Raw genomic sequence first — 12686 nt, forward strand, 5'->3', positions numbered from 1 at the left:
TGGCCAGTTTCGAACAGGGGAGAGAACAGGATGTCTCAGCAGGACGGCGCGCCCGACCACGCGAGCGGTCTATACGTCGGCGGTCTTTACGTCAGCGGTCTTTACGTCAACCCGGCCGGCCAGCGCCGCGCCGCTTTCAAGGAGGCCTGCGCCGGCCTGTTCGGACAGCTGCGCGTGGCCGACAGCGCCCAGCAGGCGGCGGCTTACCTGGCGCGCGAGCCGGCCGGCCTGCTGGTGCTGGACCTGGAACGCTTCGAACTGGGACTGGACCTGGCGGCCCTGGGCGAGCTGGTGGCCGCGCGCGGCGGCGCACCGGTGTTCGTGCTCTGCCCCTTCACGAATGCGCGCTGGCTGCCCTCGCTGATGGCCTTCGGCCCGATCGACTACGCCATCGGCCCGCTCGATGCGCCCGCATTGCGCGCCGTGCTGGCGGAGCGCCTGGCGCGCGGTTTCGCGCGTCCCGCGGAGCCGACGCCGTGCGAAACAGGGCTGCATGCCCTGCTGGCGCTGCGCACCGCGAGCCAGCGCGCGCTCGAGGAATCCGACGACAGCCTGCGTTTCGCGGAGCGCCTGTGCGAGGCGCTGGCGGGCTGGCCGGGTGTGGTGCATGCCGCCATGTTCCACCTGCGCGACGGCGACCTGCACCTGGAAGCGGAGCAGGGCGCAACCAGGCTGCAGCTGGCGCCGCTGCTGCTGCGCGGCGACAAGCTGCTGCACTCGCCGCTGCGCCACGCCTTCCCCGGACTGCTGGCGGCGGCCAGCGGCGAATTCACCCTGCTCGATGCCCTCGACAAGGCGGGTGAGCCGGAGCTGGCCGCGAGCCTGCGCGGCCATGGGGTCGAGATGGTGGTGGGGCTGCCGATTCCGGCCCAGGGGCCCGGTGCGCCGCGCGGTTCGCTGTGCCTGCTGTTCGGGCAGGCGCGCATGTTCTCTCAGGCCGAGCTGGACGCCTTCGGCGACCTGGCCAGGCTGGCGGCCTTCGGGCTGCGCATGGCGGAGATGGCGCGCGAGAACGAGGCCCTGGTGGGGAGGGTGACCCACCTGGCGACCACCGATGCGCTGACCCATGTCGCCAACCGCCGCCACGGCGAAGCGCTGCTGGAGCAGGAGATCAAGCGCGCGCGCCGCTACCGCCTGCCGCTGGCGCTGATCGGCTTCGACATCGACCGCTTCAGCAACATCAACGACACTTACGGCCATCCGGTCGGCGACATCGCCCTGCGCACCGTGGCCGACACCGCCAAGGCCCTGCTGCGTTCGAGCGACGTGCTGGTGCGCTCGGGCGGCGAGGAATTCCTGGTGATCGCGCCGCACACCAGCGCGATCGACGGCCTCAAGATGGCGGAAAAGCTGCGCGCGGCCATCGGGCAGGCCGAGATCCCCGGCTGCGACCACCTCACCGTCAGCCTGGGCGTGGCCCAGCTGGGCGAATCGGAAAGCGGCGACTCGCTGGCCGTGCGCGTGAACGCCGCGCTGGCGCGCGCCAAGCGGGCGGGGCGCAACTGCGTGGAGCTGGCCATGCAATGAATGGCGATGTGGCGATGCGTATGCTAGGCTAGCGGTTTTCACCCAAGCAAGTTTTCGGGTTCTCTCATGCTTCAATGGTTGCGGCAGTACCGGCGCGCCATGCTGCCGGGCGACATCAGCGCCGGCATCGTGGTGGCGATGATGATGATCCCGCAGGGCATGGCCTACGCGCTGGTGGCGGGCCTGCCGCCGGTGGCGGGCATCTACGCGAGCATCGTCCCGCCGGTCCTGTACGCCCTGTTCGGCACCAGCAGCACCCAGTCGGTCGGCCCGATGGCCATCGTCTCCCTCATGACGGCCTCGAGCCTGGCCCCGCTGGCGGCGCCCGGCAGCGCCCTCCACGGCGTGCTGGCGGCCCAGCTGGCCCTGCTGGCGGGCGCGGTGCTGCTGGCCTGCGGCCTGCTGCGCATCGGCTTCCTGGCCAACTTCTTTTCCCGTCCCGTGATGAGCGGCTTCACGATCGGTTCCGCGATCGTGATCGCCTGGGGCCAGGTGCGCCCGCTGCTGGGCGGCTTGCCGCCGTCGCTGCACGCGCCCAGTGCGGCGCTGGGCCTCGCTTCGCTGCTGCTGCTGTTCGCCGCGCGCTCCTGGCTGGCGCCGCTGCTGCGCCGCCTGGGCCTGCCCCCGGTAGCGGCCGACATCGGCGCCAAGCTGGCGCCCATGGCCGTGGTGGTGGGCGCGACGGCCCTCATGGCGGCGCTTGGGCCGGACCAGCTGGGCATCGCGGTCACCGGCGAAGTGCCGGCCGGCCTGCCCGGCCTGCACCTGGCCACTTCCAGCGCGCACTGGGAGCAGCTGCTCAAGCCGGCCCTCCTGATCGGCTTCATGGTGTTCCTGATCAGCATGTCGGGCGCCCAGGCGCTCGCCCTCAAGCGCCCTGAAAAGCTGGTCAGCAACCGCGAGCTGATCGGCCTGGGCGCGGCCAACCTCGGCAGCGCGCTGTCGGGCGGCTTCCCGGTCACCGGCAGCATTTCCCGCTCGGCGGTCAACTTCGCGGCCGGCGCCAACAGCCAGCTGGCCAGCCTCATCACGGCCGCTTTGCTGGCCGTGGCCCTGGTGGCGCCGACCGGCTGGCTGGCGCTGCTGCCGCTGCCGACCCTGGCCGCCACCATCATCGTGGCGGTGCTGGGCATGCTCGACCTGTCGACCCTGCGCACGGCGTGGCGCTACGACCGCGCCGACGCGGCGGCGCTGCTGGCCACGGCCGGCGGCGTGCTGGTGTTCGGCGTCGAGGCGGGCGTGGTGATCGGGGTGGCGCTATCGATCGGCGCGCTGATCTGGCGCGCCAGCCGTCCGCACATCGCCGTGCTGGGCCGGATTCCCGGCAGCGAGCATTTCCGCAACGTGGACCGTTTCTCGACCGATACCGCGCCTGGCCTGCTGATGCTGCGCATCGACGCCGGCCTGTTCTTCGGCAACGTCGAGGCGGTCAACGAGCGCATCGAAGAGGAACTGGCGGAGCGTCCCGGCACGCGCCACCTGGTGCTGGTGTTGTCGGCGGTGAACGCGATCGACACCACGGCGCTGTTCGGGCTCGTGGAACTGAACGCTTCGCTGCGCGGGCGCGGCGTGCAGCTGCACCTGGCCGAGGTCAAGGGGCCGGTCATGGACCGGCTGAAGCAGAGCGAATTGCTCGCAGCCTTGAACGGCGAAGTCTTCCTCAGCGCGGCCACGGCCTGGCAGCGCCTGGCGGCGTGAGCCCCGCCACGCTCGCGGTCGGGCGGCATCGTTTGCCGGCGCGCCCGGGTGCCGGCGCCGGCGGCTGCGTATGACCCAAAGGCGATTCCCGCTTTGTATTGACCAAGGACAAGTGCTCGACTAGTTTTGTATTGACCGAGGGCAAGTGGCCTACTAGGATTGTTTCGGCGAGGCATCAAGATTACCCATGCCGCCCGGACGGGGCCGAACAAGACGAAGGTAAGACAATGACCCGGCACATTGCCCCCGTATTCCGCATTCCCTTCTCACTGGCGCCGCTGGCCGCCTCCGTCGCCAGCCTTGCCGGCCTGGCCGCCGCGCCCGCCCTGGGCGCCGACATCCAGGTCAGCGGCAGGATCACCTACGGAGAAGTGCTGCGCACCCAGGCGCGCGATCCCGACCTGCTCACCGGCATGAACGCCGCCGCCATCGGCCTGAGCGGCGATGGCAGCGGCGGCAACGCCGACGACGCGAATACCAATTACGCGCGCTGGGACGAGGCCTCGCGCGCACTCAAGGGCCTGTTCGAGCTCTCGGCCAAGGAAGGGGCGCTGTCGGCCGTGCTGCGCGTGAAGGCCTGGCGCGACTTCGGCCTGCGCGGCGACGCCCGGCCCTGGGGCAACGTCGCCAACGGCTACCGCGCCGGCGCGCCCCTGAGCGACGCCGGGGCGCCGCGGCTGTCGCGCTTTTCCGGCGTGGCCCTGCTGGACGCCTACGTGCAGGGCACCGCACAGTGGGGCGGCATGCCCGTGCTGGGGCGCATCGGCCAGCAGTCGCTCGGTTGGGGCACACGTTCGATCACGCCGGGCGGCGTGGAGGCGCTGAATCCGCGCGACCTGCCGGGCCTGCGCCGTGCCGGCGCCGTGCAGGCCGAGGCGATGGCCCCGCGCCAGATGCTGTTCTGGCGCATCGAGCCGGGGTTTGGCATGGGACCGGGCCTGGGCCTGGGCCTGGAAGCCTATTACCAGACGCGCTTCCGGCCGGCCGCCCTCGACATGTGCGGCAGCCTGTGGTCGATGAGCGACTACCTGGTGGACGGCTGCGACCGGGTGATGAGCGGACAGCCGGCCGTCAGCGACCGCGCGCGCATTCCGCTGGGCGCTTACCAGAAGCGGCTGCCGACGCCCAAGCCCGAAGCGCACGAATTCGGCGCCGGCCTGACCTGGCGCGTGGAGCGGCTCGGGCTCGACCTCGGGTTCTATCACGCGCGCTACAACTCGCGCACCGCGCTGCCCGGCCTGCGGCGCAGCACCCGTCCGACGGGACCGGCGCTGATTCCCGGCGACCCGGACGGGCGCAACATGGCGTATTTCACCGAATATCCCGAAGGCCTGCGCATCACGGCCCTCACGCTCCATCACAAGCGCGGCGCCACCAGCCTGCTGGGCGAGGTCTCGTACCGGCCGGAGACGCCCTTCATGCTGGCGCCCGGCGACGTGCTGCCGCCTTTCCTGAGCGCGAGCGCGCCTTCGCTGCTGCGCGCGCGCGCCAATGCGGTGACGCCGGGCGCCGTTTTCCATGGCTACGACGTGTACGGCATGTGGCAGGCCCAGGCCGGCGTGCGCCAGGAATGGACCTTGGCGGGCATGCCCCTGATGGTAGTGCTGGAGGCGGTCGGCAAGCATGCGGCCGGGTTGCCGGACCAGGCCGTGCTGCGCTACGGACGCGCCGACATCTTCGGGGTGGGGCCGATCAACGGCGCCTGCGCGGTCAACACCGGCAATGCGGCGCGCCAGTGCAGCCTGCGCGGCTACGCCACGGCCAATGCCTGGGGCTACCGGGCGCGCCTGGACCTGCGCTTGCCGGCGCTGCTGCCGCAATTGGCCGGCAACGCCACCGCCCTGTTCGTGCACGACGTGAAGGGCTGGTCGGGAGACTTCCTGCTGAATGAGGGACGCAAGTCGCTGACCCTCGGTTTACGCTTCGAGTACCGCAAGCGCTACCTGGCGGAGCTGGGGTATGCGCCGGTGTGGGGAGGGGATTACAACCCGGCGGCTGACCGCGATACGGCCTCGTTCGCGGTCGGGGTGAGATTTTAAGTACTCGCCAATAAATAAATGTGTTTTTGGCTGCCATAACCGGCGCGCTGCTGCGTTGGCTCCTGCTTGCAGTGCTCGCACTGCGGCGCACTCGCCGCCTTGCATCGCATCGGCAAGCCGCACCTCCGGTTCTGTTCGCCAAAACTCACATTTATTTCTTGTCGAGTACTTAGCCCCCGCAAGAAAAAGCGCCGGTCATGCCGGCGCTCGTTCACTGCTCGCAAGGTCCTTCAGGCGCACTTGCGCTCGGCTTCCCCATTGCCTTGCCCGTTGCCGCGCTCGACCAGCCGGACCGGCGCAGCGTGCTGCGGATACAGGGCCTGGCAATCGGCGTAGACGCGGCGGATGACGGCCATGTCGCGCTCGCTGTCGCCGGAGAGCTCCAGCGTGTCGACCACGCGCAATTCCTTCTTCTTGTAGTCGAGGGCGACCAGCAGCACCGGCACCTTGGCGGCCTGGGCCAGGTGGTAGAAGCCGCTCTTCCAGTGCGGACGGTAGCCGCGCGTGCCTTCCGGCGTGATCGCGACCCAGCACCAGTTCGACGCCAGCATCTGCTGCGCCAGGTGGCGGGTGGCGCCCATCGGCGCGCTGCGGTCGACGGCGATGCCGCCCCAGTAGCGCATCACGCGCCCCATCACGCCGCGGAACAGCGAATCCTTGGCCAGCCAGCGGAATTGCAGGCCGACCGCCCACTTGCCGAGCAGCCCGATCAGGAAATCCCAGTTCGAGGTGTGCGGATAGACCACCGCGATGCCGTGCGGGCCCGGCAGGGGTTTGAAATGCACGCTCCAGCCAAGCAGAGTCAGCAGGCGCAGCGCGGTGCGCTGGCCCCAGGTGGGCAAGGCTGCGGGACGCAGCAGGTAATCGCTCATGAACTCTCCGGTGCGGCGTAATGAAGTATTAATACGGAGCAGCAATCATTACGTCATAGAAAATAAGCGAGGAATTCTAGCGGGCTCGAGCGGGAGGAACAAGCAAAAAAGCTGGTACGGTCCATGCACTGTGGTTATCATGCCGCTTTTTCAGGTGCAATGTTACGAAGATGGTTATCACGATTTATCACAATCCCCGCTGCAGCAACTCACGTGGCGCCCTGGAAGCGATCCGCGCCGCCGGCCATGCGCCGGCCGTGATCGAGTATCTGTCGCAGCCGCCCTCGCGCGAGGCCTTGCGCCGCGTGATCGCCGACGCCGGCCTGACAGTGCGCGAGGCGATCCGCAGCAAGGAAGCCATCTACGGTGAACTCGGCCTGGATAAGCCGGAGCTGGACGACGAGGCGCTGCTGGACGCCATGGTGGCCCATCCCGCGCTGATCAACCGACCTTTCGTGGTCACACCCAAGGGAACCCGCCTTTGCCGTCCGCCCGAACTGGTGCAGGAAATCCTGTAAGACATCCGCCGGGACGCAGATGCGGGCAGCACTACGCCAAGGCGCGCCTGAGCCGCCTCAGGGCTCGCTGAAAGGCAGGGCGCCGATATCGACTTTGCGCAAGGCCCGCAGGCCCGAGCCCGCGGTGGCTTGCCCGGACGCCGCGCCGCCCGCAGCCGCATCCAGGCTCAGGCCTTGCCCGATCGCGGGCGAGCCGGGACGCAGCCGGAAATCCGGCGTGCCGTTCGTGACGTAGTCAACGAACTGCGGCGGCGCATTCACCGTGCCCGCATGGTGGCGGCCGGCCGCCAGCTTCCAGTCGTCCTTGAAGTTGCCATGGACGAGGTTGTTCCTGTAGCTGTTGTTCGGCCCCGTCAGGCCGTGTTCCAGGATGCCCACGCCATTGTCGACCACGATGTTGTTGCTGACGTGGGTGTGGTCGTTCGGTCCTTTGCTGTGGATGAATTCGCCGCCGCCGACGGCGATGCCCACACCCGTGCCGGCGACCGTGTTGGCGCGGATCGCGACCTTGCTGGCGTCGTGCCAGAGATGGATGCCGGCGCCGGAGACCCGGTAGACGACGTTGTTGCGGACGCTGGCCGTGGTGTGGACATAGATGCCGTGCACGGTGTCGCAGCCCATGGGGCCGATGTCGTGCACGTGGTTGCCGGCGACCTCGCTATCCTTGCCCTTGTAGTAGCTGTCGACGCCGATGCCGCCGCCGCCCCGGCTTTCGCAAGGCACGTCGGTGGCGATGTGGTGGATGCGGTTGTCGCGGATGCTGTCGTGCGAGCCGCCGTTGTAGATGCCGGTCAGCCATTTCATGCCGCTCTGGTACTGGCTGCCGTCGATCTCGAAGCCGGTGATATCGACGTAGTTGCCGCGGTTGTCCCAGGCCGCGCTCTGGCGCGCGTCGAGCTGCGGCACGATGCGGGCGCCCCAGCGCTCGGTGGACTGGTAGACGATGCGCGCTTCGGCGGTGCCGCTGGCGACGGTACGCAGTCCGCCCGAATAGCTGCCCGGCGCCACATGCACGGTGGTGCCCGGCGACGCCACCTGGGAGGCGCGCGCCAGGGTGCGGAAGGGTTCGGATTCGGTGCCCGGATTGCTGTCGGAACCGTGCGGAGCCACGTACAAGTGGGTGCGCACCAGCTCCGGCACCACCAGTTCCTCGCTGACGCCGTCGCGCAGGCCGCAGCCGCCGAGCGCGCTCGCCAGCATCAGCCAGCCCAGCAGGAGTCCAAGGGCACGCAGATCGGGTCGCAGGCAATGACGCATCGTTTCCTCGCAGGGGTTGCGGTGACAAGCCACAGTCTGGGCCAGTCGACCCTTGCGCAATGCGGGTTTGCTCAATCGCGCCCTTGAGGCGGCGCAGTGCAGGCTGGCGCTCAGGTGCGCGCCACCACCACCGGCATGTAGGCGTCGAGGAACTCGGCAGGCATGCGTCGCGGGCGGCCGCTCGCGATCTCGATGCAGACCAGGTCCCAGCGCCCGCGCAGCACGGTGACGCCGTCGCGCTCGCGCACCAGCTGGAAGCGGCGCTCCATGGCCAGCCTGCCGTCGCCGCCGACCAGCCAGGTGGCCAGCAGCAGCGCCTCGCCGAGCAGGGTCGGCAGCAGGTAGTCGTACTCGCCGCGCCGGATCGCCATGGCGCGGTCCAGGCGCCGGTAGTCGTCCAGCGAGAGGCCGAGTTGTTCCGAATGGGCCCAGCCGGCCTGTTCGCACCAGCGCACGTAGACCGCGTTGTTGGTGTGGTTCAGGCCATCGATGTCGCCGGCTTGCGGTACCACCGGCAAGATGAAGGGGTGCGGATAATCCCAGTCCAATGTCATTCCTCGTCTGGCGGCGCACGAACCCGTCGCGCGGCCGCAATCCGGCTATTGTACGGGCCGCGGGGCGGATGCGTCAGGCCGTGTCCCAATCGAGCTCGACCAGCACAGCCTGGTGCTCGGCATCCTGCTCGCCGGCCTCGGTGCGCAGGCGTCTCGCCTTGCCGGCCAGGTCGGCGCCGGCAAACACGTGGTCCTAGGTGCGGCGGCGCAGCATGTCGGCGATCCTGGTGCGGGAAACGCCAGACGTTTATGGCGGACGGGAGCATAATAAGAGGCTTCCACCCAGCGCGGAAAGGAAGATTCCCATGAACACCTCCCACTTGATCGCCGCCACGGCGATGCTTGCCTGTTGCGGCCTGTGCCAGGCTGCCGCCCCGGGACTGAGCCCGGCGGACGAAACCGCCGCCTTCAAGGCGGCCGGGTTCACACTGAAGGGTAAGCAATGGCGCCAATGCGATGATCCGACGCCCAGCTATTCCCCAGGAGAACTTGCGGATGTGCGCGACCTGAACGGCGACGGCCGGCCGGAGGCCTTGATCACCGAGGGCGGCACCCATTGCTTCGGGCACACGGGGGCCGGATACACCCTGGTCTCGAAACAGGCGGACGGCAGCTGGAAAAAGCTCGCGGGAGGGACGGGCATGGCCGGCTTCCTGCCGACCAAGGGGAAGGACGGCTGGCCCGACATCGAGGTCGGCGGCCCCGGCTTCTGTTTCCCGGTCGAGCGCTGGAACGGCAAGGCCTATGTGCTGCACCGGCACCAGTACGAGGGCAAGTCCTGCCGGCCGAGCCGATAGGGCCGCTCAGTCGCGCTTGAACGCCGCGTATTTGGGACAGGGCACCATGCCCGCGGAGCCTTCGCCGCCCTGGGTATCGAACTGCAGCGAACCGCCGCGGTCGCGGACGTAGTCGAGGGCGCTCGGCGTCGGACGCACGCTTCCGCCGGTGCGGCAATACACTTTGCCGCCGCGGCGGAAGCGGTAGATGGTGACGCCGTCGGGCGTGGTGTAGCTTTCCGAGGTCATGGTGCGGGAAGTATCCTTGTGGGCCATCTCCAGGCGCTCGCTGAAGCGCTGCCATCTCGAGTCCGACGGCGCCAGCGGCGCGAGCTGTCCCTCGCGCAGGGCATGGTCGACCGGGCCGGCCTGGCGCACGGACCGGCCGGACACACTGGCGCCAGTCTCAGGGGCTCCAGCCTCGGGGGCCAGCTGGCGTTCCGCCAGGGGATCGTCATAGAGGGCCGGGTCCGGCGCGGCGGGCGCCTGCCGGAGCGGGACGGATGCGGCGGGGGGAACGGTGGGCGCAAGCGTTTCCGACCTGGGGCGCCGCAGGGGATCGGACGGTGGCGGAATGCGCGCCGCCGGGGGCCTTGCCTGCGGCGGGCGCAGCACCGGCACCAGGTTGAACACGCGCTCGAAGGGATCGGCGGCCTCCAGCCGGGGCGCCGACGCCGACAGCCAGAGCCAGGACAGCAGCAGGTGCGCGCCGAGCGTGACCGCGAGGGGCCAGCCCGGCGCGCGCCGCGCCATCAAGCCGTCGTGCGCGCGCATGCGGGGCTCAGGACGTCGGCGCGTTCATCGCCTTCCTGATCGCGATGCAGCGCTGGTCTTCCTGCAGGGTGTCGAGCAGCGAGCGGCGGGTAAAGGCCGACAGGTCCTTCATGCTGTTCGCCGCGCGCTGCAGGCGCTGCACGCTTTGCGGCGTGCAGCTGGCGGGGATCATGCTCGTCGCGTAGGAGCGCATGTAGACCGGGCCGGCCGCCTTGTCGAGGGCAGGCAGGCTGGCCAGGCGCTTGGCGGCGGTCTGCTCGCTCAGCTTGGCCTGCTCGGCCGGGTAGATGGTGTGCATCGCGGTGCGCACGCGCGAGAAGGGCAGCTTGGTCTTCAAGTCCTCGATCGTGCCCAGCCACTCGGCCTTGGCCTTGGCGTCCGGACGGCTGGCGAGGGCCGCCACGGCCGCGCCCAGGCCGGTATCCGATTTGTCGCGCGCCTTCTCGGCTTCCACCAGCGCGGCGGCGCCGGGTTGGTTGTAGCGGTTCAGGCGGCCGATGATGGCCCAGCGCTGGTCCTGGTTGATCTGCAGGCCTTCGCTCGGGGTCTTGCCCTCCAGGAGACCCGCCAGGCGGTTCAACGCCGCTTCGCTGCTGGCCAGGTTCAGGTAGGCGCCGAACCAGCGGCGCTGGAAGTTGTCGTTGCCCTTGTGGGCGACGACGCCGTTCCAGGCCATGTCTTCCAGTGCCTTGGCGGTCTGTTTGCTGTAGGCGTTGTTCAGGTTCATGGCGTCGAGGTAGCCCTTCGATGCGACGATCTTGCCGATCACGTCGCCCAGCAGGGTGTAGTCCTGCTCCTGCGGCGCGTTGTTCAGGGCCACCTTGATGAATTCGTCCAGCGGCAGCCTGGCGTCGCGCACGCCGTCCCACAGGCTTTGCCACAGCATCGAGCGCAGCAGCGGGTCCTCGACCTTGGCCAGGCTGGCGCGCGCGGTCTCGAAGGAGCGCTTGTCCAGCTGGACCTTCACGAAGCCCCAGTCCTGGTAGTTCGGATAGACCAGGTCAGGGCAGGCGGTGCCGTTCAGCGCCGGCACGGCGGTCCTGGCGCCCTTGTAGGTGACGGCTTCGTTCTTCAGCAGCGACAGCTTGCCGCCGTCCAGCTTGAAGGCGGCGACCTGCACGCGCTGTTCGCGCAGGGTCGGCAGTTCCTTGCTCGGCGCGCTCTGGGCCAGGGTGAAACCGGCTATCTTGCCGCCGCCGCAGGTGTAGGACGCTTCGATGGTGTTCACGCCCGGCTGGTACAGCCACTCCTGGGTCCAGCCGGTCAGGTCGCGTCCCGCCGCATCACCCAGACTCTTGACAAAGTCCTGCAGGGTGGCGTTGCGCCACTGGTACTTGACCAGGTAGTTGTGCACGCCCTTGCGGAAGGTCTCTTCGCCCAGCAGGTGACGCAGCTGTTTCAGGGTCGAGGCGCCCTTCGAATAGGTGATCGCGTCGATGTTGTCGAAGGCGTTGGCCGAGGAGGGCACCGGCACCTCGATCGGGTGGGTGGTGACCTTCTGGTCCTGCACGTAGGCGGCGCCCTTGCCGGTCTGGTAGAAGGACTGCCAGGCGTCCTTGAACTCGGTCGCCTCGGCCGTGGCAAGGGTGCCCATGAAGGAAGCGAAGCTCTCGTTCAGCCACAGGCCGTTCCACCACTTCATGGTGACCAGGTCACCGAACCACTGGTGCGCCATCTCGTGCATGATCACCGCGGCCAGGCGCTGCTTCTGTTCGGCCGTCATGGCGGCCTTGTACATGAAGCCCGCCTCGGCGAAGGTAACGGCGCCGGCGTTTTCCATGGCGCCGTACAGGAAGTCCGGCACCAGCAGCTGGTCGTACTTCTCGAACTGGTAGGGGATGCCGAAGTATTCTTCGAAGAACACCAGGCCGGCCTTGGTGTAGCGGAACCAGTCTTCCGGCGTCACCTGCGAGGCGACCGACTGGCGCGCGAACAGGCGCATCGGGTAGCGCGCGCTGCTGTCTTCCCACACCTTGTACGGACCGGCGTGCAGCGAGAAGTTGTAGGGACTGAGCTTTTTCGTGGTCTTGAAGGTCCAGCGCTTGCTTGCACCGGCATCGGCGACGGCGGTCTCGCGCGTGGTGGTGACCACGGTCCAGTCGCTCGGGGCGCTGACGGTGACGCTGTAGGTGGCCTTCAGGTCGGGCTGGTCGAACACCGCGAACATCTGATGCGCGGCGGCCGGCTCGAAGTGCGAGTAAGTATAGACCCGGCCATCCACTGGGTCGACCATGCGGTGCAGGCCTTCGCCGTTGGTGCTGTGCAGGCGCTCGTAGGCGACGGTCACGGTGTTGCGGCCCTTGACCAGGTCCTGCGGCGCGATGGTGATGAACCAGCCGTTGTAGCGCGGGTCCACCTTCTTGCCGTTGACGGTGACCGACTTGACGGTGGCCTTGTTCAGGTCGAGGGTAAGGGCGGAGTCGGTGTCCTTCAGGTCGAAACTGGCGGTGGTCGTGCCGGCGAAGCTTTCCTTGCCGGTCAGGGTGAAGTCCAGCACATAGTCCACGTTCGACACGCGCGCCGAACGCGCGGCTGCGTCTTCCTGCGACAGGTAGGCGTTCTCGGCGCGGGCGGGCGCCGCAGCCTGCGCGGCGGTGCCGAAGGCGAAGGCGGAAGTGATGGCCAAGGCCATCAGGCGGTGTGCGGGAAAGTTCACGGTGACTCCTCTGTC

At 68.8% G+C, this 12686-nt stretch carries 10 protein-coding genes; 5 read left to right on the forward strand and 5 right to left on the reverse strand.

All coding sequences use genetic code 11. The annotated features are described in order from the left end of the window. The first annotated feature begins 30 nt into the window (after positions 1-30). The 3 genes from V7778_RS13390 (at position 31) to V7778_RS13400 (ending at position 5264) form a co-directional block, all read left to right on the forward strand. Positions 31-1527, forward strand: a complete 1497-nt coding sequence (locus V7778_RS13390) for a diguanylate cyclase (protein ID WP_335555947.1) — start codon at positions 31-33, stop codon at positions 1525-1527. Positions 1528-1593: 66 nt separating this feature from the next. Then, positions 1594-3225, forward strand: a complete 1632-nt coding sequence (locus V7778_RS13395) for a SulP family inorganic anion transporter (protein WP_335555949.1) — start codon at positions 1594-1596, stop codon at positions 3223-3225. Positions 3226-3452: 227 nt separating this feature from the next. Beyond that, positions 3453-5264, forward strand: a complete 1812-nt coding sequence (locus V7778_RS13400) for a DUF1302 domain-containing protein (protein ID WP_335555951.1) — start codon at positions 3453-3455, stop codon at positions 5262-5264. Between the two features lie 230 nt (positions 5265-5494). On the opposite strand, the gene V7778_RS13405 is transcribed toward V7778_RS13400, so the two are convergent. After that, complete coding sequence (locus V7778_RS13405) at positions 5495-6136, reverse strand: 1-acyl-sn-glycerol-3-phosphate acyltransferase (protein WP_335555953.1); 642 nt, start codon at positions 6134-6136, stop codon at positions 5495-5497. 170 nt (positions 6137-6306) lie between these two features. Here V7778_RS13405 and arsC point away from each other — a divergent pair, with 170 nt between their 5' ends. Next, on the forward strand, positions 6307-6654 hold the full coding sequence (gene arsC, locus V7778_RS13410) for an arsenate reductase (glutaredoxin) (protein ID WP_335555954.1): 348 nt from the start codon (positions 6307-6309) through the stop codon (positions 6652-6654). A 57-nt stretch (positions 6655-6711) separates the two neighbouring features. On the opposite strand, the gene V7778_RS13415 is transcribed toward arsC, so the two are convergent. Then, the gene (locus V7778_RS13415) at positions 6712-7911 is read right to left on the reverse strand and encodes a DUF1565 domain-containing protein (RefSeq protein WP_335555955.1); all 1200 of its coding nucleotides are present in this window, start codon (positions 7909-7911) and stop codon (positions 6712-6714) included. Positions 7912-8021: 110 nt separating this feature from the next. Next, entirely contained in the window at positions 8022-8465 is a 444-nt protein-coding gene (locus V7778_RS13420) for an acyl-CoA thioesterase (protein WP_335555957.1), read from the reverse strand. A 305-nt stretch (positions 8466-8770) separates the two neighbouring features. On the opposite strand from V7778_RS13420, the gene V7778_RS13425 reads away from it, so the two are divergent. Continuing rightward, a complete protein-coding gene (locus V7778_RS13425; protein ID WP_335555959.1) occupies positions 8771-9262 on the forward strand; it encodes a hypothetical protein in 492 nt (163 codons plus the stop codon). A 6-nt stretch (positions 9263-9268) separates the two neighbouring features. On the opposite strand, the gene V7778_RS13430 is transcribed toward V7778_RS13425, so the two are convergent. Both V7778_RS13430 and pepN read right to left on the reverse strand, forming a co-directional pair. Beyond that, positions 9269-10015: a hypothetical protein gene (locus V7778_RS13430; RefSeq protein ID WP_335555961.1), complete on the reverse strand. Its 747-nt coding sequence runs from the start codon at positions 10013-10015 to the stop codon at positions 9269-9271. A gap of 7 nt (positions 10016-10022) precedes the next feature. Further along, entirely contained in the window at positions 10023-12671 is a 2649-nt protein-coding gene (gene pepN / locus V7778_RS13435) for an aminopeptidase N (protein ID WP_335555963.1), read from the reverse strand. Positions 12672-12686: the final 15 nt, after the last annotated feature.

The organism is Massilia sp. DD77 (assembly GCF_036961685.1).
GTDB lineage: Bacteria > Pseudomonadota > Gammaproteobacteria > Burkholderiales > Burkholderiaceae_D > Telluria.